This is a genomic window from Streptomyces sp. JLBJ103, assembly GCF_058215575.1.
In genome coordinates this window covers 6,282,947-6,304,959 of sequence record NZ_CM177089.1, presented here as the reverse complement: position 1 = coordinate 6,304,959, position 22,013 = coordinate 6,282,947, and the positions used below count along the sequence as shown (strand labels likewise).

At 72.5% G+C, this 22,013-nt stretch carries 18 protein-coding genes; 10 read left to right on the top strand and 8 right to left on the bottom strand.

Annotation, left to right across the window (positions count from 1 at the left end):
• Window positions 1–198: 198 nt before the first annotated feature.
• Window positions 199–660: a MaoC family dehydratase gene (locus tag AC4BEG_RS27840; RefSeq protein ID WP_490702468.1), complete on the top strand. Its 462-nt coding sequence runs from the start codon at window positions 199–201 to the stop codon at window positions 658–660.
• 376 nt (window positions 661–1,036) lie between these two features.
• Here the strand turns inward: AC4BEG_RS27840 and AC4BEG_RS27835 are convergent, their stop codons facing one another.
• Window positions 1,037–1,666, bottom strand: coding sequence for a TetR/AcrR family transcriptional regulator (locus tag AC4BEG_RS27835; protein ID WP_490702467.1), 630 nt, complete (start codon window positions 1,664–1,666; stop codon window positions 1,037–1,039).
• Between the two features lie 115 nt (window positions 1,667–1,781).
• On the opposite strand from AC4BEG_RS27835, the gene AC4BEG_RS27830 reads away from it, so the two are divergent.
• On the top strand, window positions 1,782–2,303 hold the full coding sequence (locus AC4BEG_RS27830; RefSeq protein ID WP_490702466.1) for a DUF402 domain-containing protein: 522 nt from the start codon (window positions 1,782–1,784) through the stop codon (window positions 2,301–2,303).
• Window positions 2,304–2,374: 71 nt separating this feature from the next.
• Here the strand turns inward: AC4BEG_RS27830 and AC4BEG_RS27825 are convergent, their stop codons facing one another.
• The 5 genes from AC4BEG_RS27825 to AC4BEG_RS27805 all read right to left on the bottom strand — a co-directional run bounded on the left by AC4BEG_RS27825 (window position 2,375) and on the right by AC4BEG_RS27805 (window position 9,634).
• A complete protein-coding gene (locus AC4BEG_RS27825; protein ID WP_490702465.1) occupies window positions 2,375–3,457 on the bottom strand; it encodes a Zn-dependent alcohol dehydrogenase in 1,083 nt (360 codons plus the stop codon).
• A 211-nt stretch (window positions 3,458–3,668) separates the two neighbouring features.
• Window positions 3,669–4,982: an MFS transporter gene (locus AC4BEG_RS27820; RefSeq protein WP_490702464.1), complete on the bottom strand. Its 1,314-nt coding sequence runs from the start codon at window positions 4,980–4,982 to the stop codon at window positions 3,669–3,671.
• Window positions 4,983–4,985: 3 nt separating this feature from the next.
• Entirely contained in the window at window positions 4,986–6,428 is a 1,443-nt protein-coding gene (locus AC4BEG_RS27815; RefSeq protein WP_490702463.1) for a CitMHS family transporter, read from the bottom strand.
• Between the two features lie 128 nt (window positions 6,429–6,556).
• Window positions 6,557–8,806: a molybdopterin oxidoreductase family protein gene (locus tag AC4BEG_RS27810; RefSeq protein WP_490702462.1), complete on the bottom strand. Its 2,250-nt coding sequence runs from the start codon at window positions 8,804–8,806 to the stop codon at window positions 6,557–6,559.
• Between the two features lie 168 nt (window positions 8,807–8,974).
• Entirely contained in the window at window positions 8,975–9,634 is a 660-nt protein-coding gene (locus AC4BEG_RS27805; RefSeq protein WP_490702461.1) for a TetR/AcrR family transcriptional regulator, read from the bottom strand.
• A 76-nt stretch (window positions 9,635–9,710) separates the two neighbouring features.
• Here AC4BEG_RS27805 and hmgA point away from each other — a divergent pair, with 76 nt between their 5' ends.
• The 3 genes from hmgA (at window position 9,711) to AC4BEG_RS27790 (ending at window position 13,965) form a co-directional block, all read left to right on the top strand.
• Entirely contained in the window at window positions 9,711–11,048 is a 1,338-nt protein-coding gene (hmgA, locus tag AC4BEG_RS27800) for a homogentisate 1,2-dioxygenase (protein WP_490702460.1), read from the top strand.
• A gap of 67 nt (window positions 11,049–11,115) precedes the next feature.
• Window positions 11,116–11,865: a GntR family transcriptional regulator gene (locus AC4BEG_RS27795; protein ID WP_490707228.1), complete on the top strand. Its 750-nt coding sequence runs from the start codon at window positions 11,116–11,118 to the stop codon at window positions 11,863–11,865.
• An 888-nt stretch (window positions 11,866–12,753) separates the two neighbouring features.
• Window positions 12,754–13,965 (top strand): type ISP restriction/modification enzyme, encoded by a 1,212-nt coding sequence (locus tag AC4BEG_RS27790; protein ID WP_490707227.1) that lies wholly within the window; start codon window positions 12,754–12,756, stop codon window positions 13,963–13,965.
• Window positions 13,966–14,219: 254 nt separating this feature from the next.
• Here the strand turns inward: AC4BEG_RS27790 and AC4BEG_RS27785 are convergent, their stop codons facing one another.
• A complete protein-coding gene (locus AC4BEG_RS27785) occupies window positions 14,220–14,945 on the bottom strand; it encodes a TetR/AcrR family transcriptional regulator (RefSeq protein WP_490702459.1) in 726 nt (241 codons plus the stop codon).
• Window positions 14,946–15,009: 64 nt separating this feature from the next.
• On the opposite strand from AC4BEG_RS27785, the gene AC4BEG_RS27780 reads away from it, so the two are divergent.
• Both AC4BEG_RS27780 and AC4BEG_RS27775 read left to right on the top strand, forming a co-directional pair.
• On the top strand, window positions 15,010–16,002 hold the full coding sequence (locus tag AC4BEG_RS27780; protein ID WP_490702458.1) for an ATP-binding cassette domain-containing protein: 993 nt from the start codon (window positions 15,010–15,012) through the stop codon (window positions 16,000–16,002).
• Entirely contained in the window at window positions 15,999–16,799 is an 801-nt protein-coding gene (locus tag AC4BEG_RS27775; protein WP_490702457.1) for an ABC transporter permease, read from the top strand. Before AC4BEG_RS27780 ends, AC4BEG_RS27775 begins: the two co-directional genes overlap by 4 nt.
• Before the next feature lie 148 nt (window positions 16,800–16,947).
• Here AC4BEG_RS27775 and AC4BEG_RS27770 read toward each other — a convergent pair whose 3' ends face one another.
• Window positions 16,948–17,211, bottom strand: coding sequence for a hypothetical protein (locus AC4BEG_RS27770; RefSeq protein ID WP_490702456.1), 264 nt, complete (start codon window positions 17,209–17,211; stop codon window positions 16,948–16,950).
• A gap of 222 nt (window positions 17,212–17,433) precedes the next feature.
• Here AC4BEG_RS27770 and AC4BEG_RS27765 point away from each other — a divergent pair, with 222 nt between their 5' ends.
• The 3 genes from AC4BEG_RS27765 to AC4BEG_RS27755 all read left to right on the top strand — a co-directional run bounded on the left by AC4BEG_RS27765 (window position 17,434) and on the right by AC4BEG_RS27755 (window position 21,998).
• Complete coding sequence (locus tag AC4BEG_RS27765; RefSeq protein ID WP_490702455.1) at window positions 17,434–18,945, top strand: DUF4331 domain-containing protein; 1,512 nt, start codon at window positions 17,434–17,436, stop codon at window positions 18,943–18,945.
• Window positions 18,946–19,065: 120 nt separating this feature from the next.
• On the top strand, window positions 19,066–20,418 hold the full coding sequence (locus AC4BEG_RS27760) for a tetratricopeptide repeat protein (protein WP_490702454.1): 1,353 nt from the start codon (window positions 19,066–19,068) through the stop codon (window positions 20,416–20,418).
• Window positions 20,415–21,998, top strand: coding sequence for a HoxN/HupN/NixA family nickel/cobalt transporter (locus AC4BEG_RS27755; protein WP_490702453.1), 1,584 nt, complete (start codon window positions 20,415–20,417; stop codon window positions 21,996–21,998). Before AC4BEG_RS27760 ends, AC4BEG_RS27755 begins: the two co-directional genes overlap by 4 nt.
• Window positions 21,999–22,013: the final 15 nt, after the last annotated feature.

Here is a 22,013-nt window from a genome sequence, read left to right as displayed (position 1 = left end):
GCTCGCCGGGGCCCGCTCTGGTCACGGGCCCCGGCGGCAGGCACGCCACGCCGTCCGGACCGCCGGTGTGCCACCCGGACCGCCGGTGGACCGCCGGTGGAGGGAAGCGTGCCCGAGTGCGTCGGAGCGCGTTGACACGGCGAAGGCCATCCGAGCATGCTGAGCAAGCGCTTAGTGAGCTGCCCGGGAGGCAACAGCATGGCAGAGCCCAGGATCTTCACCTCAACCGATGAGCTGCGGTCCGCGATCGGCGAGGAACTCGGCCCCAGCGACTGGCTGGAGATCGACCAGAAGCGGATCGACCTGTTCGCCGACGCGACCGACGACCACCAGTGGATCCATGTGGATGCCGAGAAGGCGGCCCAGGGGCCGTTCGGCACAACGATCGCGCATGGCTATCTCACGCTGTCGCTGCTGCCCGCGTTCACTCCGCAGCTGATGCGGGTCGACGGTGTACGGATGGGCATCAACTACGGCGTGAACAAGGTCCGTTTCCCCTCCCCCGTCCCGGTCGGCTCCCGACTGCGGGCCACCGCCCGGATCGCGGAACTCACCGAGGTGACCGACGGCGTCCAGCTGACGCTGGTGGTCACCCTCGAGCGGGAGGGCGGAGCCAAACCGGTGTGCGTGGCGGAGAGCGTCGTCCGGTACTACGCCTGACCGGCCCGCCGGGCTAAGCGGCCTCGCTGAAGTCCGGTGCGGTTCGGGTGCGCCCCGAAGGGGCGCGGGGCTGTGTCGATGTGCGGCTCCGCCGCGGCTGTGTCCATGTGCGGCTCCGCCGCGTGGGCGACCAGCCACGACGCAGCCGCAGACGCATGACGGCACCTCGCGGCACTTCCCGCGGAGCGCTTAGGTCCTGTCCTGTCGATCTTCGTGGATCAGCCCGCGGCGTCTGGTGAGGGGGCACCTCCCAGCGGTAGCTGGGGGAGGATCGCAGGAGGGTCGCCCTCGTACCGGGCGTACTCGGAAGATCCCGACAACGCGGCGAGGCGCGGCGCCAGGCGTCGCGGGCCCGCGAAGATCGGCAGGACAGGGCCTAGCGGCCTTGCGCCCCCACCATCCGCAGGACGAGTGCGGCGTACAGCTCGCCGACCTCGTCCGGGGTGCTGCGGCCCTGGGCGTTGAACCAGCGGGCGACGTCGATGCACAGGGACAGTACCGCCACCGTGGTGCCGCGGACGTCCGGTACGTCGAACTCCCCCGTCCGCACGCCGTCCTCGAGGATCGCGCGCACCGCGCCGTCCGTCGCCTTGCGGATGGCGATGACCTCGGCGTGGTGTTCCTCGCCCAGCGCGCTCAGCTCGTACTGGACCACCCGCGCGGTCGTATGGTGCTCGGCGTGCCAGCGGACGAAGGCGCGTACGGCATGGCCGAGCCGCTCGGCGGGGGCGCCGCCGGAGTCCCGGGCATCCTCCACGATCTCCAGGGCGCGCTGATGGCCGACCCTGCTGATCTGGTAGAGCAGCTCTTCCTTGGTCTTGTAGTGGATATAGAGGGCGGCCGGGCTCATCCCGGCGCGGCCCGCGATGTCCCGGGTGGTGGTGGCGTGGTAGCCGCGCTCCGCGAAGGCGTGCACAGCGGCGGTCATCAGCCGCCGGGCCGCGTCCGGGGTGATGTCCCCCCATTCCTCGGCCCTGCCCTCGTCCTTCTTCGGCTCCGCGTTCATGGCGGACACCCTACACGGAGAGTGAGCAAGCGCTTAGGGGGCGGCGGGCCCGGAAATGCCGGGTACGCAAGGGGCATGGGCGGCCGCTTTGACAGCGGACCCTATGCTCGGCCCCATGTCGCAGTCACTGGTCCAGGTCAACTACACCAAGTACGACGGCACTCTGCACTGGAATCTGCGGATGCGCAGACTGGGCGAGGACGAGCACGGCGTCTGGCTGGGCCTGCCCGGCGGCTCGGTGATGCGCAAGGGCCACGGCCCCGACGTCCCCCTCACCTGCGCCCATGTGATCCTCTTCCCGCGCGGGGACTGGTGGACCGCGGCCTTCAACGCCGCACCGCGCGAGACCGAGGTGTACGTCGACATCACCACCCCTCCCCAGTGGGTCTCCCCGGACGAGGTCACCATGGTGGATCTCGACCTCGACGTGGTGCGCAAGCGGACGGACGGGAACACACTGCTGGTGGACCAGGACGAGTTCGCCGAGCACCAGGTGCGCTTCGGCTATCCGGCCGAGGTCGTCGCGGAGGCCGAGGCGGCCGGGCAGTGGCTGCTGAAGGCCGTCACCGAGGGCACCCGACCGTTCGGGGCCGAGCGCGACCGCTGGCTGGGCATGGTCGACGGCGCCCCGGCCTGAGGGCCACTGAGCTCCCGGCCACGGCACAGCGCCCGGCCACGGCATGGCGCCCAGTCACGGCATGGCGCCCGTCAGAACACCACGAGGGCCCGTCCGCCACGTCCGCCGAGCATCGCGTCGAACGCCGCCGGGATCCCGTCGAGGCCGATCCGCCCGGTCACCATCGCCGACAGATCGAGGCGCCCCTCGCGTACATGCTCGGCGAGCACCGGCAGATCGCGCGCCGGGTCGCTGTTGCCGTAGACACAGCCCGAGAGCGTCCGGCCGAAGTAGAACAGCTCCAGGGCGGAGAAGGACACCTGCTGGTCCTTGCCGCCGATCCCGACGACAGTGGTCCGGCCGCCGCGCCGGGTGGCGGACCAGGCGGTGCGGATGGTCTCCGCGCGGCCGACGCACTCGATGGCCACATCCGTGCCGTGGCCGCCGGTGAGGAAGCGGATCCGCTTGGCGGCGTCCTCACCGGACAGCAAGAACTCGGTGGCGCCCGAGGCGCGGGCCAGTTCCTCCTTCTCCGGGGAGACATCCACCGCGACCACCGTGCCCGCGCCCGCGATCCGCGCCGCCTGGAGCACCGCGAGCCCCACCCCGCCGACGCCGAACACGGCCACCGACTCCCCGGGGCGTACCGCGGCGCTGTGGTGCACCGCGCCGTAGCCGGTGAGCACCGCACAGCCGAGCAGCGCGGCGTCGGCCAGCGGCACCCCGTCGGGCAGCGGGAGGACGGCGTGCGCGGGCACGACCGTCTCCTCGGCGAACGCGGCGGTGCCAAGACCCGGGTACAGCTCGTCGCCGCCGTCGGCCAGCTTGGCGTACGGCACGGTGGCGGCGGCGCCCGCGCCCGCGCACAGCCAGGGCTCGCGGAGCCCGCAGTGGTGGCACTCCCCGCAGGACGGGGCCCAGTTGAGGACGACTCGGTCACCGGGGGCGACCGCGGTGACGCCCTCCCCCACGGCGCTGACGGTGCCCGAGCCCTCATGGCCGAGGACGGCCGGAACGGGCTGGCGCAGGGTGCCGTTGGACAGCGACAGATCGGAGTGGCACACCCCGGCCGCCGCCAGCCGCACCCGTACCTGGCCCGGACCGGGGTCCGGGAGGTCGATCTCGGCAAGCCGGAGCGGGGCGCCGACGGCGGGGAGGACGGCGGCTCGGGTCATGGACGGCTCCTCGGGGTGGTCGTCGGCTCCTACGTTTTCCGGCGGCTTCGTACGTATCACGGACGGCGGCGCGAGCGCTGTGGCGGAGGTCGCGGGGGGTGGGGCCCGGGGCGCGGGGGGCCCGGGGCGCGGGGGGCCCGGGGCAGAACTGGAGCGACTCCTCGAGGCCGGAGGCGCGCCCCGCCAACAGGAGAGCCCCGTCCCGGGGGTCTCAGCGACCGGGAGTGTCCGCGTTCCGGGCGGAGGAGCGACCGGCCGTGCCGGAGGAGTCCCCGGTCCGGCTGGACGGTTCCTGGTCCCGACGGGGGGCTCCCCTTCCCGGGCGGGGGACGCCATCGCACAGCGGCCGTACTGCGATCGCGGACGAGACCAGCAGCAGTCCGCCCAGCATCGCGAACGGGGCGGCCGTGCCCGCGAGTCCGGCCAGCAGACCGGCGGAGGCGGGGGCCGCGACCTGGCCCAGGCGGTTGCCCGTCAGACGCAGCGCCAGGGCGGTGCTGCGGGCTCCGTCGGGGGCGGCCTGGACGACGGTGGTCATCGACAGCGGCTGTCCGACGCCGAGGCAGAAGCCGAGTCCGGCCAGCAGTACACCGAGCGCCCAGGCGGGCAGCGGCAGGGCGATACCCGCGCACAGCAGCGCGGCGCCCAGACAGCTGGTGGCCATCAAGGTGGTGCGTCCCAGCAGCCGGATCATCGGGGTGATGGCCAGTCGGCAGCCGATGGTGGCCGCGGCGCGCAGGCTCAGCAGCAGTCCGACCACCGAGGGCGAGATCCCGCGCTGTTCGCCGACGACCGGCAGATAGGCGGTGAGGATGTCGGTCGCGGAGAGCACGGCGAGGCTGATGAAGATGCCCGAGGCGACTCCGCGGGTGGTGAGGATGGCGCGTACCGGCACCCGTCGCGCCTCCCGCGCGGACGCGGCCTCCAGCCGGGCGTCGTGGTCCCGGTGCTCGATGCGCCACAGCGCGGAGACCGAACAGGCCGCCACGGCCGCGGAGACCGCCAGTGCGGCGGCGCTGGTGCGGGCCATCGCCCCGTCGTGGCCGGAGACCACCAGACCGGCCGCGACGGGCCCGATGAGCTGGCCGAGCGAGGCGCCGATGGTGAAGTGGCCGAAGTTGCGGTCCTGTTCGTCCGGGGCGCTCTGCCGGGCCACGATGGACTGGGCGCCGATCACGAACGCGAGATGGCCGAGGCCCATCACCCCGCTCCACGCGGCCATCCCCGGCAGCGACCCGGCCGTCGCGCTGCATACGCAGCCGGTGGCGATCAGTACGACACCGGCGGGCAGCAGCGGGGCGCACCGCCCGTGGTCGGTGCGGCGTCCCAGCGGTACGGCGGCGAACAGCGGCAGCAGGGCGTAGATCCCGGCGATCACCCCGACCGCGCGGGCGTCCGCGCCCAGCGCCAGGGCCCGGTAGGAGACGGCGGGCCGGGCCATGCTCACCGCCGCCTGCGCGAACGAGAAAGCGATGACCAGGCGCAGCAGCCAGCCCCTGCCGGGCCGTTGAGGCGTCCTGTGCACGGATCAGATGATGCCGAAGGCCAGCCCGGCGGCCAGGACCACCAGGGAGGTGAGCGCCGCCCACTTCACCGTGAAGCGGGTGTGGTCGCCGAACTCCACCTTGGCCATGCCGACGAGGACGTAGACGGCGGGGACCAGCGGGCTGGACATGTGCAGGGCCTGTCCGACGAGCGAGGCGCGGGCGATCTCCAGGGTGGACACCCCGTGGGCGGCTCCGGCCTCGGAGAGGATCGGCAGGATGCCGAAGTAGAAGCCGTCGTTGGACATGAAGTAGGTCAGCGGGATGGACAGCACACCGGTGACGATGGCCATGTGCGGCCCCATGGCGTCGGGCACGCCGTCGACGAGCCAGCGGGCCATGTGGTCGACCATGCCGGTGCCGGTGAGGACGCCGGTGAAGACGGCGGCGGCGAAGACCATCCCGGAGACGTTGACGACGTTCTCGGCGTGGGCGGCGACCCGGGCCTTCTGGTCGTTCATGTGGGGGAAGTTGACGGTGAGGGCGATGGCGGCGCCGAGCAGGAAGAGCACCGGGATCGGCATCGTCTCCATGACCATCATGGTCAGCAGGCCGAGGGTGAGCGCGGCGTTGAACCAGTAGAGCTTGGGGCGCAGGGTGGGGCGGTGCGGGTCGAGTCCCTGGAATTCGCCCTCGTCGCCTTCCCCGGACTCCGCAGCGGCCTCCGCCGCCTCGGCGTCGGTACCGCCGCCGGAGCCACCGGTGGTCGTGGCGGGAGTGTGCGCGGCGGCCTTGGAGCCGCCCTTCTTCCCGGCGCCCGCGCCCACGAGCACCTGCTCGGACTCCTCCGCCGTGGTCTGGTCGAGCGTCAGCAGCCCCAGCCGCCTGCGCTCGCGCAGCCCGAAGGCGTAGGCGAGGGCGAAGACGAAGACCAGTCCGACCGCGAGGGCGGGGATCATCGGCACGAAGATGTCGCTGGCGTCGACCTTGAGCGCGGCGGCGGCGCGGGCGGTGGGGCCGCCCCAGGGCAGGGTGTTCATCACGCCGTTGGCCATCGCGGCAACGCCGGTCATCACCACCAGGCTCATCTTCAGCCGTCGGTAGAGCGGCACCATCGCCGACACGGTGATCATGAAGGTGGTGGAGCCGTCGCCGTCGAGCGAGACGATCGCCGCGAGCAGGGCGGTACCGACGACCACCCGCATCGGATCCGCCTTGCAGAACCGCAGGATGACCCGGACGATCGGATCGAAGAGTCCGACGTCGATCATCACCCCGAAGTAGATGATGGCGAACATCAGCATCGCGGCCGTGGGGGCGAGGTCACCGATGCCGTCGATGACGTAGTCCCCGAGATGCGCCCCCTTCCCGACAAGGACGCAGAACAGCGCCGGGATGAGCACCAGAGCACCCATCGGGGACATCTTCTTCATCATGATCAGGACAAGGAATGTCGCGATCATGACGAATCCGAGGACTGTCAGCATGGTGGCTACCTCACGTTCGCCGGTGAACTCCCGAACTCCCCCAGATGTGGCGGTCGAGGCGACGTTAGGTGGCCGAACTTTGCGTTAACAAGGTCTTGACGCGTGAGCAATAAGCGCAAAACCCCTGGTCAGTCCGGTAGCGCCGGAGTGGGCTCGGTGACCGGGGCCAGCTGCACCGGGCAGCCGTTCAGCACCGCGGTGCCCGACAGCGGATCCAGCCGTGAGCCGTCGATGAGCTGGTTGGCGTTGACTCCGGCGTGGTTCCCGGCCACCGACATCCGGGTGCCGGGACGGCCGTGACCCCAGCCGTGCGGCAGGCTCACCACTCCGGTGCGCACCGCGTCCGTCACCTCCACCGGCACCTCGAGCTCCCCGCCGTCGCCCTTGACCCGGGCCTGGCCGCCGTCGGCCAGGCCCAGCCGGGCTGCGTCCTCGGGGTGCACCTGGAGGGTGCAGCGGTTACTGCCGCCCACCAGCGCGGGGACGTTGTGCATCCAGCTGTTGTTGGAGCGCAGATGGCGGCGGCCGATGAGGACAAGACCGGTGGGCCGGTCGGCCAGCGCGCGGCGCAGCCGGTCCACATCACGCACGATCGGCTCCGGGCACAGCTCCACCGTGCCGCTGCGGGTCCTCAGCAGGGCAGGCAGCCGCGGGCGCAGCGGGCCGAGGTCGATACCGTGCGGCCGGTCGAGCAGTGTCCGAAGGGTCAGCCCGTCGGGGTCGGCGCCGAAGCCGTCGCCGTACGGGCCCAGCCGCAGCATCATGTCCAGCCGCCGTTCGGGGCCGCTGCCGCCGGTGAGCTGTGCGGTCAGCTCGGCGGTCTCGCGTCCGTGCACCGGCGACGCGGGGTCGGCCACGGCCTTGCCGAGCGCGGCCTCGATCGCCATGGCGTCCACCGTCGCCGGGTCGGCGCCGCCGTGTCCGCTCGCGCACAGCACCAGCCGGGCCAGGATGTCGCTCTCGCTCATCCGGTCCGGATCGAGGGGGACCGCGGGGCGGGAGTAGCGGACCTGGTTGCGCACGGCCAGGTAGTTGAAGGTGAAGTCGAAGTGCGGGCTCTGGCTGGGCGGGGGCGGCGGCAGCACCACATGGGCGTGGCGCGCGGTCTCGTTGAGGTACGGATCGACGCTGACCATGAAGTCCAGCCCGGCCAGCGCTCGTTCCAGCCGGTCGCCGTCGGGTGCGGACAGCACGGGGTTGGCGGCGATCGTCAGCAGCGCCCGGATCCGCCCCTCCCCCGGGGTCTCGATCTCCTCGGCGAGGGCGACGGACGGCAGTTCGCCCTTGGCCTCGGGGTGGCCGCTGACCCGGCTGCGCCAGCGGCCCAGCGCAAATCCCTTGCCGGGGCGCGGTGTCCGCTCCCGGCGCGCGGTGGCGGCGAGCGGGAACATCATGCCGCCGGGGCGGTCCAGGTTCCCGGTGAGCGCGTTGAGGACATCGACCAGCCAGCTGGTGAGGGTGCCGAACTCCACGGTGGTGGAGCCCATCCGCCCGTACACCGCGGCCTTGGGCGCCGCGGCCAGCTCCCGGGCGAGGGTGCGGATCTCCTCGGCGGGTACGTCGCAGGCGGCGGCCACCGCCTCCGGCGGGAAGTCCGCGGCCAGCCGCCGGACCTCGGCCACCTCGGTGAGATGGGCGCCCAGCTCGCCCGTCGCCACCAGGTCCTCGTCGAACAGCACCCGCACCATGGCGAAGAGGAGCAGGGCGTCGGTGCCGGGACGTATCGCCACATGCTGATCCGCCATCCTGGCGGTGCGGGTACGCCGCGGGTCGACCACGATCAGCTTGCCGCCGCGCCGCCGCAGCGCCCGCAGCCGGCCGGGGAAGTCGGGGGCGGTGCACAGACTGCCGTTGGAATCCATCGGGTTGGCGCCGATCATCAGCAGATGGTCGGTGCGGTCCAGATCGGGCACCGGCAGCGCGTTGGCGTCCCCGTAGAGCAGTCCGCTGGAGACATGCTTGGGCATCTGGTCGAGGGTGCTGGCGGTGAAGACGTTGGGGGTGCCGAGCGCGCCGAGCAGCAGCGAGGGGTAGAGCCCCCCGGCCACGGTGTGGACGTTGGGGTTGCCGAGCACCGCGCCCGCCGAACGCCCTCCGTACTCACGCAGCACCGGCCACAGCCCGGCCTCGACAGCGGCGAACGCCTCGTCCCAGTCCGCCTCCTGGAGCCGTCCGCCGCGCCGGACCAGTGGCCGTCGCAGCCGGTCGGGATCGGCGTCGAGCTCACCGAAGGCCGCACCCTTGGGGCAGATGAAGCCGCGGCTGAAGACATCCTCGTCATCGCCTCGCGCCCGGGTGACCCTGCCGTTCTCGATGGTCAGGGTCAGCCCGCAGGTGGCTTCGCAGAGCGGGCAGATACGCAGGGCGGTACGGCTCATGGCTCACTCCCGTTTATCGAGGGGCTCGGTTCGCCTCCGAACGGGGCACCGCACACCGGTGCCCCCGGCCAGGACCCCTCACCATACCGACTGGTACGCATGTCCGGGAGGCGCCGGAGTGAACTCCCTCCCTCCATGGGACGGCACGCCTGCCGACAGGGCCGTGGTTCAGTCCAGGATGCGCGCCAGATAGGCGCGCAGCAGCTCCTTGGTCTCCGCCACGATCGCCGGATCCCCCTCGGGGTCCGTCCGGAACGCCAGCCGCAGCAGGGCGTCGGCGGCCTCGACCGCGAGCAGGAAGGCGATCCGCAGCCGCTCCCCGGCCTCGCCCTCGCCGTCGACCCCCTCGGCCCCCTCGCTGCGCAACCGGTCGGCGAGCAGCGCCCGCAGCCGGTCCGCCACGAGGTGGTTGGGCTGGTCCGCGACCCCGGTGGCCGGGACCGGCATCCCGAACTCGATGAGCGCGAAGCCGGGCGCCCCGCGCTTCATCGCCAGGTACTCGTCGACGACCACGTCCATCGCCTCGCGCCAGCCGGAGTCGGGTCCGGACTCCGCCAGGCGCCGGGTGATGCGTTCGGCGTACTCGTCGAGATTGCGGTGGGCCAGGGCGTCGGCCATGTCTCGCTTGTTGGAGAAGAAGCGGTAGACCGAGCCAATGGGGACATTGGCGCGCTCGGCCACCGCGCGGGTGCTCAGCTGCTCATAGCTGATCTCGTCGAGCAGTTCGGCGCAGGCATCGAGGATCCGGCCGAGGCGCTCGGCGCTGCGGCGCTGAACCGGATTGCGGCGGAGGGGCGGTATGGGCACGCCACCATCCTGCCCGATCATTGACGGACCTGCCTTCGATTCCTATCGTCTGACATAGGAATCGCTGGGTGGCGAGGTCGAGCTTCGGGAGCGGACGATGGACGACAGCACGGGGATCGAGCAGGCGCGGAAGACCGCCGAAGGGCTGGCCCACTCCTCCGGATTCGGCAATGAGCACAGCAGTGAGGCCGTGCCCGGGGCCCTGCCCATCGGGCGCAACTCCCCCCAGCGCGCCCCGCTGGGGCTCTACGCGGAGCAGCTGAGCGGCACCGCCTTCACCGAACCGCGCGCCCACAACCGCCGCTCCTGGCTGTACCGCATCCGCCCCTCGGCGGCCCATCCGCCGTTCGTACGGATCGACAACGGCGCGGTGCGCGGCGCGCCGTTCACCGAGAACGTGCCGGACCCCAACCGGCTGCGCTGGGACCCGCTGCCGGAGCCGCCCGCGGGCACCGACTTCCTGTCCGGGCTGTGGACCCTCGGCGGCAATGGGGACGCCACCCAGCGCTCGGGCATCGCCATCCACCTCTACGCGGCCAACGCGTCCATGACCGACCGGGTGTTCAGCGACGCCGACGGCGAGCTGCTGATCGTCCCCGAGCGCGGCGGGCTGCTGCTGCGTACCGAGTTCGGGCTGCTGCGCGCCGAGCCGGGGCATATGGCGCTGATCCCGCGCGGGGTGCGGTTCCGGGTGGAGCTGCTGGACCCCAGCGCGCGCGGCTATGTCTGCGAGAACTACGGCCGTCCGTTCGTCCTCCCCGACCTCGGCCCGATCGGCGCCAACGGGCTGGCCAACCCGCGGGACTTCCTGGCCCCGGTGGCGGCGTACGAGGACGTCGAGCGACCGGTGCAGGTGGTCAACAAGTTCTGCGGCAATCTGTGGGCCGCGACCTACGACCACTCCCCGCTGGACGTCGTCGCCTGGCACGGCAACCACGTGCCGTACGTCTACGATCTGCGCCGCTTCAATGTGCTGGGCACCATCAGCTACGACCACCCGGATCCGTCCATCTTCACCGTGCTGACCTCGCCGTCGGACACCCCGGGCCTCGCGGGCGTGGACTTCGTGGTCTTCGCGCCGCGCTGGCTGGTGGGCGAGGACACCTTCCGGCCGCCGTACTTCCACCGCAATGTGATGAGCGAGTACATGGGGCTGATCGAGGGCGCGTACGACGCCAAGACCGCCGGTCCCGGGGGCTTTGTGCCCGGCGGCGGCTCCCTGCACAACATGATGTCGGCGCACGGCCCGGACCACGAGACCTTCGAGCGCGCCAGCGCGGCCGAGCTGGCGCCGCGCAAGGTGGACGACGGGCTGGCCTTCATGTTCGAGACGCGCTGGCCGGTCACCGCCACCGCGCAGGCGATGGCGGCGGACCACCTCCAGACGGGCTACGACGACGTATGGCAGGGTCTGGAGCGCCACTTCCGCCCCTGACAAGCCCTCGCCCCCCTTCTCCCCGCCCAGGAACGTGACCGTGACCGCGACCGGCGACCGCGCCCCCGTGACCACCTTCGCCCCCGACTCCGTGGCCCTGAACCGCAAGCTGCCGCTCTGGTACCAGGTCTCGCAGTCGCTGCGCGCCTCCATACTCGGCCGCGGGCCGCACGACCCGCTGCGGCTGCCGACCGAGGACCGGCTCGCCGAGCACTACGGCGTCAGCGTGCTCACCATGCGGCAGGCGCTGAAGGAACTGGAGACGGAGGGGCTCATCAGCCGCCACCGGCGCCGCGGCACCTTCATCGAGCCGAGCGCACGGCGCGGTGCCCCGGTACGGCTGCTGGGTTCGGTGGACGCGATCGTGGCCCAGCAGTCCGGTGAGCGGACGACAGTGCTGGACCACGGTTTGGCGGCGGTCCCGGCCGAACTGGCCGAGTACTTCCCCGGCCTGGACGAGGCGGCCGGATACCGGCGGCTGCGCCGCGACGGGCGGAGCGGCGAGCCGACCAACTGGGCCGAGAACCTGGTCCGTCCCGAGCTCGCCGACCGCATCGACCTCGCCGATCTGGAGCGCTGGCCGATGACGAAGGTACTGCGGGACGTGGTCGGGGTGCGCATCAGCCGGATCACCGACACCGTCGAGGCCCGCCTCGCGGACCCGGAGACCTCCCGCCTCCTCCAGGTCCCCCTGCTCAGCCCGATCCTGCACTACACCGGGGTGACCTACGACGAGGGCGGGCGGGTGGTGGACGTGGCACGGATCCACTACCGGGGGGACCGGTTCTCGTTCACGGTCACCCTCGAGACGGAGTGACCGCCGTCGGCCGAGTGGTTCGTCGGGGGTGCGCCTCGATTCCCCGGGGGACTGCGTCCCCCGAACTCCCTTGGGGGCCGTGCCCCGAACTCCCTTGGGGCTGCGACCCACCGAACCCGTCGGAGGTCTACGTCCCGCCGATGATGGGCGGCCCGACGAGGGGCGCGCCCGGCACCACACGCGCCCCGGCCCCCAAGGGCGACCGCCGTCAACCACGTACTGCGCTCTCCAACGCTCGCGGGGCCGCACCAGGCTCGGCCCCGCCGGGCCATGCCCCACCTCGGCAGCAGGCAGGCACCAACAGGCGGGCACCGCGCCACACGCGCCCCGGCACCACGGGTGACCGCCGTCGGCCGAGTAGTTCGTCACGCGCCCGCGCACCGACTCCGGGGGACTGCGTCCCGCCGAACTCCCCTGGGGCCGCGTCCAGCCGAACCGTCGGGGGTATACGTCCCCGCCGACGATGGGCGGCCCGACGGCGGGCAGGCCCGGCACACACGCACCCCGGCGCCACGGGTGACCGCCGTCGGCTGGTGCTGCGGTGCCCAACGCCCGCGGGGCCGCACCAGGCTCGGCCCCGCCGTGCCATGCCCCACCTCGGCAGCGCGCAGCCCGACAACGGGCAGGCGTGGCACCACGCCGCCCAGCACCACGAGCCACCGCCGTCGCCAGCCGCGCTTCGCCTCAGCCGAAAAGGTCACCGCGGCGAACCGCGCGGTTCCACGCCCCACGGCTACAGCGCCGCACCCCCAACGCCCGCGGGGTACGTCCGCCTCCGCGGCACGCGGACCCGACAACAGGCAGGCACGGCACCACACGCCCCAGGGCCGAGGACGTGCGGCAGTGGCCGCACGCGGGCAGCGGTGGTGCGGGCCCGGCATGGATACCATGCCGGGCGTGGGAGAACGGGACGCACCGCTGCTGGGGGACCTGATGCCGTGGTCCGTGGCGCCGCTGCGGCTGGGTCGGGCGTGGGTGATGGCGCCCGACGCCGCCTCGCTCACCGCGCGGTGGGACCGGCTGGTGGCCACCGAGGACGAGGCGGAGCGCGGCGCGCTGTTCCGGCCGTCCCGGGCGCGGAACCTCCACACCTCCGTGGCTCAACTGCCCGGTCAGCGCACCTCCACCGCCCGGCTGGTGCGGGCCGACGGGCCGTGCCCCGAGCCGGTGCGGGTCGCGTACGGGCCGTTCGATCAGCAGTGGCTCATACCTGACCACCGGCTGATCGACGCCGCCCGTCCCGAGCTGTGGCGGGTCGCCGACGACCAGCAGATCCATGTCGTCGAAGCGGCGGCCGGGCCCGATCCCGACCCGGTGGTCACCTTCTCCGCGCCGCTGCCGGACGGCTGCTCCGCGGCGGGCCGCCCAGGCCGGATCCGCCCGCTCTACCGGCGCCCCGGTGGCCGGGAGCCCAATGTCGCGCCCGGACTGCTGGAGCATCTCGGCGCCCGGCTGGACCGGCCCGTCTCCGCCGAGGATCTGCTCGCCTGGACCGCCGCCGCCGCGCACTCCACGCCCTGCGCCGTTCCGCTGACGGCCGATCCAGAGGTGTGGGTGCGGGGCGTGGAGCTGGGACGCCGGGCGCTGTGGCTCCATACGCGCGGGGCGCACAGTGGTGAACGCCCGCGCATGCCGGGCGGGCGGCGCCCGTACGTACGCGCCGCGCTTCCGGCGCGCGGTCTGCCGCACTCCCTGGACTACGACCCGGAGGCGGGCGCGCTGCTTCTGGGTGAGGGCCGGATCTCCCCGGTGCCGCGGGGCGCGTGGGAGTTCCACGCGCATGGGGTGCGGGTGCTGGAGAGCTGGTTCGAGCGGCGTACGGCCCGGGGCGAGCCGGGCACGCTGGAGGCGGTCGTACCGGGGGCCTGGCCGTCCGCCTGGACCTCCGAACTGCTGGAACTGATCACCGTGCTGGCGCTGCTCGCCGAACTCCGGCCACAGCTCCGCGATCTGGCCACCCGGCTGATGGACGGCCCGCTGATCGCCGCGGCGGAGCTGAGTGAGGCGGGCGTGCTGCCGGTGCCCGCCTCGGCCCGCCGCCCGGCCTCGGTGCTGGACCACCACGAGGAGGGGCCGGAGGGCCAGTTCGCCCTGTTGTGACGCCCGGTTCGGCCCTGGCGTCGGCAGGAAGGCCCGATCACACCACCCGGCCCCGGGCAACGCCTGCCTCGGGCCTGCGAGTTCCACCGACCCCCTCCGCAGCATGCGAACGCGAGGCGCAGGACCGCGGCCGGCCCGCACAAGACGGCGCCCCGGCCACACCACCCGAACCCGGCCGCAAACGCCGGAGCGAGCCACGCGAGCCGGATGGGCCGGATGGGCCGGGCGGGCCCCGGGGGGAAGACCCCGGGAAATCAGCGGCACGCGGCGGCGTACCCGGCCAGGACCCGGCCCAGAAGCCGGCCGAACGTTTCGTCCGGGTCACCCGCGGCCGGGGCGGCGGCGAAGGTACGGGAGAGGTGGGGGTAGGCGCCGCCGGCGATGACGCGTGCGAGATAGGCGGTCTGGGCCGCCTGCCGCTGCTCGGCGGTGTGCGCCGAGTCCTTCCGCTGCCGGGCGGTGGCCAGCTCGGAGGAGACGTACGAGATCACCGCCCCGTTGACCATCCCGATCAGCTCGATCTTGAGGCCGTCGTCGAGACACGAACCCTCCAGCGCGGCCAGGCAGAACTCCATGTACCGCAGCCCGTTGGGGCCCAGGGCGGCGGTGGGCAGGACCGCCGCGGGCAGCCAGGGGTGACGGTGCATCAGGGTACGGCCCTGGCGGGCGAGGCCGAGGATGTCGGCCTGCCAGTCCCCCGACGGCTTCTCGGGCAGCTCGTACTCGCCGGAGACCCGGTCCACCATCAGATCGACCAGGTCCTCCTTCCGCGGCACATAGTTGTAGAGGGACATCGTGCCGCAGCCGACGGCCGCCGCCACCCGGCGCATCGACACCGCGTCCATCCCCGCCTCGTCCGCGATCCGCACCGCGGCCTCGGCGATGTCGTCACGGGTGTACGCGGGGCGCGGGCCGCGGCCGGTGCGCTCGGGGAGCGCCCAGATCACATCCGGTCCGGCCGCGCGGCCACTGGCTGCCATTGATCATCACCTCGCCCACTATCCTAGTTACGTACATCGTACGTAGTGAGCTACAGTGAGCGGCATGAAAACTACGTACGCCGTACTTAGTGAGGGCCTGTCCAAACGCTACGGCGAGGTGCACGCCCTGCGCGGGCTCGATCTGGCCGTCCCGCCCGGCACCGTCTGCGGTCTGCTCGGCCCCAATGGCGCGGGCAAGACCACCGCGGTACGCATCCTGACCACCCTGAGCACCCCGGACTCCGGCACCGCGTACGTCGCGGGCCACGACGTCGTACGGGACCCCGGCGCGGTGCGCCGGCGGATCGCCGTCACCGGCCAGTACGCCTCGGTGGACGGGGATCTGACGGGCCGGGAGAATCTGCGGCTGTTCGCCCGGCTCCAGCGGCTGCGCGGGGCCGCCGCCGGGAAGCGCGCGGACGCGCTGCTGGAGCGCTTCGAGCTGACGGAGGCGGCCGACCGCCCCGCCCGCACCTACTCCGGCGGGATGCGCCGTCGGCTGGACCTCGCCGCCTGTCTGCTCACGGAACCGGCCGTCCTCTTCCTCGACGAGCCGACGACCGGTCTGGACCCGCGCAGCCGGGGCGCGATCTGGGACAGCGTCCGGGCGCTGGCGGAAGCGGGCACCACGGTGCTGCTGACCACCCAGTATCTGGAGGAGGCCGACCGGCTGGCCACCGACATCGTGGTGATCGACCAGGGCGGGACCATTGCCACCGGCACACCCGAGGAGCTGAAGACCACCGTCGGCCAGCGGATCGAGGTCGTGGTCGCGGACGCGGAGGCCGTCAGCGGCGCGGGCTTGGTCCTCGGCAACCTCACCGGTGCGACGCCGGAGCTCGACACCGAACACCGCACCGTCGGCGCGGCGTCGGGCGACCCCGCGCTCACCCTGCCCCGGGTGGTCCGGGAGCTGGACGCGGCCGGGGTGCCGCTGGTGGACGCCTCAGTACGGCGCCCCACCCTGGACGAGGTCTTCCTCCGGCTCACCCACCGCACCACCGGCTCCAGGACCGCCAACCCCGCGTCCGCGGCCCCCGAGGAGGCTTCCGTATGAGCGACACCACGCTTCGCTGGGCCGTGCGGGACACCGCGGCCATGCTGGACCGTCAGCTGACCCGGCTGCGGCACGCCCCAGCGCTGTTCACCATCACCCTGGTCGCACCGCTGATGATGCTGGTGCTCTTCGGCTATGTCTTCGGCAGCGCGATCCAGGTGCCGGGGTCGGGCGACTACCGCGAGTATCTGGTGCCGGGGCTGTTCGTCTCGATCGCCGCGGGCGGCATCCTCACCGGGATGATCGGCACCGCGCAGGACATGCAGCGCGGGGTCATGGACCGCTTCCGCACCCTGCCGATGAGCCGCGCCGCCGTACCGCTGGGCCAGGCCGCCTCGGAGGTGCTGATCGCCGCCGTGGGGCTGGTGCCGCTGGCACTGCTGGGGCTCGCGGTGGGGTGGCGGATACGGGGCGGGGTGGCAGCCGCGCTCGGGGCGTTCGCACTCCTGCTGCTGTTCCGTCTGGCCACCGCCTGGATCGGGCAGTACCTGGGGATGGTGGTGGGCAAGGAGGAGGCCGCGGGCCAGCTCTCCAGCCTCACCTTCTCGCTGCCGATGGTGTCCAACACCTATGTGCCGACCGACGGGATGCCCGGCTGGCTGCGCTTCGTCGCCGACTGGAACCCGATCAGCGCGGTGGTGGCCGCCTGCCGTGATCTGTTCGGGAACGCGGCGGCGGACCCGGACGCGGCCTGGCCGCTCGCCCACCCGGTGGCGGCGTCGATCGGCTGGTCGCTGCTGCTGGTGGCGGTGTTCATGCCGCTCACCGTCCGCCGCTACGCACATGGCGGACGGTGAAACGGAGCGTCATCCTTCGTCGGCGTCCCGGAACGGCCCGGGTGTGCGGTGCCTCACAGCACCGCCACACCGGCTGGAGCGGGTCGGGGTGTCCCCGTGCCTGCCCGGGATGCCGACAACAAACTTCGGAACCGGCGGACTGGGTGGGTCAGCCGTGACTGCCGAAGAGCGAGCGGCGCAACCGGCGCAGCGGCGCGAAAAGCGAAACCCGCGCACCCCGGCTGTTCCTCGCGCGCACATGGTCGCGCGCGGTCAGCTCCTGCATCAGCATCGTCGCGCCCTCGGCCTCCCGCTGCGGGACGGCAGGGCCGCCCATCACCGCGAGATGGCGTTCGAGGCGCGCACTGGACGCACCGCTCCCGCAGTTGATCGCAGGCACTCGTGGCCTGCTCCGTACCGTTATCTGCTCCATGACACTCCCCACCCGTACGAGGGCACCCGCCCCGGGCAGAGTAACCCTACCTCCCCGAGCCGTCACCCGCGCATCCCATGTTCCGGATTCACCACCGCGTCAAGGGTGTTGACGGTAACTGTCACACGCGGACAAATTGTCGGACGGACCAAGCCATCCGCCCGTCGGCACCGAACTGCTGCTTGAAGGAATACCCCGACAAGCGTGCGAAGGACCGACAGGATGACCGCATTCACCAGGAGCTTGGCCGCGCTGGTCAGCTGCGCACTGGCCGCGGGCGGGCTCGCGGCCGCCGGTGTGGCCACGCTCCGACCGGAGACGGCCCAGGCGTCCAGCCACCGGGAAGCGCCGCTGATCTCCGGTCAGCCGCAGTACGACACCACGGATGTGTACGGGTTCGTCAGCCCCGACAAGCCCGATACGACCACCATGGTGGTCAACATGCTGCCGTTCGAGGATCCGGCGGGCGGACCGAACTTCTACAAGTTCGCCCATGACGCCCGCTACGACCTGCATGTGGACAACGACGGGGACGGCCAGGGCGATCTGCTCTTCCGGTGGACCTTCAAGGACCACCTGCGCAATGGGGACACCTTCCTCTACAACACCGGCCCGGTGACCTCCCTCGAGGACCAGGACCTCAACTTCTTCCAGACCTATGACATCGAGCTGATCCGCCTGAAGGACCAGCACCCCGTCTCCCGCAAGAAGATCGCCAAGAACCAGCTGGTCGCCCCGTCCAACGTCGGCAAGGCGTCCATGCCCGCGTACCAGGACCTGCGCGACCAGGCGGTCTACCAGCTGCCCGGCGGCGGCTCGACCTTCGCGGGCCAGGCCGACGACCCGTTCTTCCTCGATCTGCGCGTCTTCGACCTGCTGTACGGCGGCGACATGTCCGAGGTGGGGCAGGACAGTCTGAAGGGCTACAACGTCCAGAGCCTCGCCCTCCAGCTGCCCACCAAGATGCTGACCGAGTCCGAGCAGCAGCCGGTGATCGGCATGTGGTCCACCACCCACCGCAAGACGGCGAACGGGGACTGGGCGCAGGTCTCCCGGCTGGGCAGCCCGCTGGTCAACGAGGTGGTCATCCCGCGCAAGGACAAGGACAAGTTCAATGCCTCGTCCCCCTGGGACGACGGGCAGTTCCTGAAGTTCGTCCAGGACCCGGAGCTGGCCCGGCTGGTGGAGCAGATCTACAAGATCAAGGCGCCGCCGACACCCCGCGACGACCTGGTGCAGGTCTTCCTCACCGGAGTGCCCAAGCTGAACCAGCCGCCGAATGTGCGCCCCGCGGAGATGCTCAGGCTCAACACCTCCATCAAGCCGACCGCCAGCCCCAAGCGCCTTGGTGTACTCGACGGTGACAACGCCGGATTCCCCAATGGCCGGCGGCTGACCGACGATGTGCTGGACATCTCGCTCCAGGCCGTGGAGGGCGAACTCGTCGGCAAGAAGAACGACCTGGGCGACGCGGTGGACGAGAACGACCAGAAGTTCGGCGGATCGTTCCCGTATCTGGCACTGCCCAACTCCGGTTCGGATGCCACCGCGACCAAGAAGAGCGCCGGGGAGTCGCTGCTCAACGGCGGTGACGGCGTCGGCTCGTCCTCGGACGACACCATGCTGCTGGCCGGGTCCGCGGCGGGCGGTGGCGGGGCCGTACTACTGCTGGCCCTCGGATACGCCTGGTGGCGACGCTCGCACCGCCGCCCGGCCCGGGTCCGCAGGCACTGACCGGTCAAGCGAGACCGGACCCGTCCCACGGGCGCGGCCCCGCACCTCCCGCGCGGCGGCCGCGCCCACCCTCCCTCCCCCCGTTCCCGGCGTACGCTCCGGCGAAAGGCAACAGTCACCATGGCTCTTCGGCCCCTCCTCCCCCACACGCCCCGCACCGCCGCGGTCGTGTGCGCGCTCGCGGTGGGTCTGACCGCCGCCTCGGTCGTGATCGACGGGCCGGGCGGATCCGATGACGGGCCCTCCGCGGCCCGCGACGCACGGCCCGCCGCGGCCCGGCTCGAGCAGATCACCGCGGACGGCCTCGCCGACCGGATCAGCGCGATGCAACGGCATCTGCGCGCCGAGCCGAAGGACGCGGTGGGCTGGGCCCAGCTCGGCTCCGCGTATGTGGAGCAGGCCCGCGGCACCGGCGACCCCACCCGCTATCCGCAGGCGCAGAAGGCGTTCGCCCGGTCCCTGACCGCCCAGCCGCGCGACAACGACACCGCACTCGCCGGACGCGCCTCGCTCGCCGCCGCCCGCCATGACTTCAAGGGCGCGCTGCGCGACGCCGACCAGGCGCTGAAGGTGAACGCCTACAGCCAGGCCGCGATGGCGGTCCGCGTGGACGCGCTCGTCGAACTCGGCCGCTACCAGGACGCGTACAAGGCCGCGGAGCACGCCGACGCCACCCGCCCCGGCATCCCCGTCTTCACCCGGCTCGCCTATGTCCTGGAGCTGCGCGGTGAACCGGCGAAGGCGCGGAAGGTGCTGCTGCGCGCCAAGGACTCCGCGACCTCGCCCAGCGACCTCGCCTACGTCTCCACCGCGCTCGGTCAACTCGCCTGGGGCCAGGGCCGGTACACCACCGCCCGGGACGCCTACGACACCGCACTGCGGGCCGTCCCCGGCTATCTGCCCGCGTTGGAGGGGCGGGGCCGCACCGCGGCGGCCGACGGGCGACTGGACGCCGGGATCCGCGATCTGAAGAAGGTCGTCCAGCGCTATCCGCTGCCCGCGGAGCTGGCGGCCCTCGGCGAGGCGTACGAGGCGCGCGGCGACCGTACGCAGGGGCGCCGCCAGTACGCCGTGGTGGACACCTGGATCACCCTGGCGAAGGCCAACGGCGTGGCGACCGACCTCGACAGCGCGCTGGTCGCCGCCGATCACGGCGACGCGAAGGAGGCGTTGAAGGCGGCCCGCGCCGAATGGGACCGGCGGCGGACGGTGCACACCGCCGACGCCCTCGCCTGGGCCCTGCACCGCACCGGCGAGGACAAGAAGGCCCTGGGCTACGCCGAGCACGCCGCCGAACCGGGCTATCGCAACGCGGCGTTCCTCTATCACCGGGGCATGATCGAGAAGTCGCTGAACGAGAAGGCCGCCGCCCGCCGCCACCTCGGCGCCGCGCTCGACCTCAACCCCGGCTTCTCCCCCACCGCCTCCCGTACGGCGAAGGCGGCGCTGAAGCAGTTGGGCGGTGCCCGATGAGGTTCCGGTTCCGGTTCCGCGTGCGCCCGCTGATGGCCGCCGCGGGCGTGCTGACGGGCGCCGCGGCGCTGGTGGTGCTACCCGCGGGCAGTGCCTCCGCGCATCCGCTCGGCAACTTCACGGTCAACCGCTACGACGGGCTGGTCGTCGCCCCCGGACAGCTGCGGGTGGACCATGTCGAGGACCTGGCCGAGATCCCCTCCTCACAGGCGAAGCCGGAGATCGACCGCGATGGCGACGGCTCCCTCGCCGCACACGAGGTGAACGCATGGGCTGCGCGCCGGTGCGCAAGCGCCGCGCGCGGGGCGCAACTGACCGTCGACGGGCGCGCGGTGGCGGTACGCGTCGCCCACACCGCCGGTCACACCCGGCGGGGCCAGGCGGGGCTGCCGACCCTGCGTGTCGAGTGCCGGCTGACGGCCGCGCTGGAGCGCGGGGAGCGGACGGCCGTCTCGTACCGTCCGAAGGACATCGGAACCGGCCCCGGCTGGCGGGAGATGACGGCCCAGGGCGACCGGATGACGCTCTCCGGCGCCGACGTGCCGGAGGACTCCGCCTCCCGGCGGCTGACCGGCTACCCCGAGGACCAGCTCTCCTCACCGTCCGACCAGCGCTCGGTCACCCTGCGGGCACGCCCCGGCGGCCCGGCGCTCGCCGCCTCGCCCGACGACGAGGACGAGGCGAAGGGGGTGGCCTCGGGGGTGCTGCCGCGCGGTGTCGACCGCTGGACCGAGGCGCTGACCTCCATGGTGGCGCGCCATGACATCACCTTCGGCTTCGCGCTCACCGCGTTCGGCACCGCCGTGCTGCTCGGCGCGATGCACGCGATGGCCCCCGGACACGGCAAGACGATGATGGCTGCGGCCGCCGCGGCGGGCGGGCGCAGCGCGCTGCGCGATGTGGTGGTGCTGGGCGCGTCGGTGACGGTCACCCACACGATGGGGGTGTTCGCGCTGGGGCTGCTGGTCACGGCGGGGTCGGCGGCGGCGCCTTCGGTGATCTCCTGGCTGGGCATCGCGAGCGGACTGCTGGTCTCGGTGGCCGGGGCGCGGCTGCTGCGCAAGGCGCTGCGGCGCCGACGGCAAGTGAGCCATCAGCACCATCATCACGACCATGAACACAGCCATGAAGACGGCCATACGCATGACCACGAGCACGGCCACCGTCACGACCACGGGCACACCCACGACCACGGGGACGGGCACACCCACACCCATGAGCTGCGGCCCACCCTCCGCGGCACGGTGCTGCTCGGTTTCGCCGGGGGTCTGGTCCCCAGCCCCTCCGCCGTCATCGTGCTGGTGGGCGCGGCGGCGCTGGGACAGGCATGGTTCGGCTTCCTGCTGGTGCTGGCGTACGGGCTCGGTCTTGCGCTGACCCTCACGCTCGCCGGGTTCGCGGTGGTGCGGCTCGGCCACCGGGCCGCGGAGCGGCTGAACGCCCGCCGCGCGGCGGCCACGGGCCGCGCCCACCGGCTGCTGGCGGCGCTCCACCGCGCCTCCCCGGTGGGCACCGCCGCCGTGGTGCTGGCGCTCGGATGCGGATTGGTGCTCAGGGGGGCCGCAACTACGCTCGGTTGAGGTACATTCACCCCG

What these genes read in the sequence shown, in the direction of transcription:
- AC4BEG_RS27840 (WP_490702468.1), top strand. Translation starts at nt 199, where the DNA reads ATGGCAGAGCCCAGGATCTTCACCTCAACCGATGAGCTGCGGTCCGCG.
- AC4BEG_RS27835 (WP_490702467.1), bottom strand. Translation starts at nt 1,666, where the DNA reads ATGAACGCGGAGCCGAAGAAGGACGAGGGCAGGGCCGAGGAATGGGGG.
- AC4BEG_RS27830 (WP_490702466.1), top strand. Translation starts at nt 1,782, where the DNA reads ATGTCGCAGTCACTGGTCCAGGTCAACTACACCAAGTACGACGGCACT.
- AC4BEG_RS27825 (WP_490702465.1), bottom strand. Translation starts at nt 3,457, where the DNA reads ATGACCCGAGCCGCCGTCCTCCCCGCCGTCGGCGCCCCGCTCCGGCTT.
- AC4BEG_RS27815 (WP_490702463.1), bottom strand. Translation starts at nt 6,428, where the DNA reads ATGCTGACAGTCCTCGGATTCGTCATGATCGCGACATTCCTTGTCCTG.
- AC4BEG_RS27810 (WP_490702462.1), bottom strand. Translation starts at nt 8,806, where the DNA reads ATGAGCCGTACCGCCCTGCGTATCTGCCCGCTCTGCGAAGCCACCTGC.
- AC4BEG_RS27805 (WP_490702461.1), bottom strand. Translation starts at nt 9,634, where the DNA reads ATGATCGGGCAGGATGGTGGCGTGCCCATACCGCCCCTCCGCCGCAAT.
- hmgA (WP_490702460.1), top strand. Translation starts at nt 9,711, where the DNA reads ATGGACGACAGCACGGGGATCGAGCAGGCGCGGAAGACCGCCGAAGGG.
- AC4BEG_RS27790 (WP_490707227.1), top strand. Translation starts at nt 12,754, where the DNA reads ATGCCGGGCGTGGGAGAACGGGACGCACCGCTGCTGGGGGACCTGATG.
- AC4BEG_RS27785 (WP_490702459.1), bottom strand. Translation starts at nt 14,945, where the DNA reads ATGGCAGCCAGTGGCCGCGCGGCCGGACCGGATGTGATCTGGGCGCTC.
- AC4BEG_RS27780 (WP_490702458.1), top strand. Translation starts at nt 15,010, where the DNA reads ATGAAAACTACGTACGCCGTACTTAGTGAGGGCCTGTCCAAACGCTAC.
- AC4BEG_RS27775 (WP_490702457.1), top strand. Translation starts at nt 15,999, where the DNA reads ATGAGCGACACCACGCTTCGCTGGGCCGTGCGGGACACCGCGGCCATG.
- AC4BEG_RS27770 (WP_490702456.1), bottom strand. Translation starts at nt 17,211, where the DNA reads ATGGAGCAGATAACGGTACGGAGCAGGCCACGAGTGCCTGCGATCAAC.
- AC4BEG_RS27765 (WP_490702455.1), top strand. Translation starts at nt 17,434, where the DNA reads ATGACCGCATTCACCAGGAGCTTGGCCGCGCTGGTCAGCTGCGCACTG.
- AC4BEG_RS27760 (WP_490702454.1), top strand. Translation starts at nt 19,066, where the DNA reads ATGGCTCTTCGGCCCCTCCTCCCCCACACGCCCCGCACCGCCGCGGTC.
- AC4BEG_RS27755 (WP_490702453.1), top strand. Translation starts at nt 20,415, where the DNA reads ATGAGGTTCCGGTTCCGGTTCCGCGTGCGCCCGCTGATGGCCGCCGCG.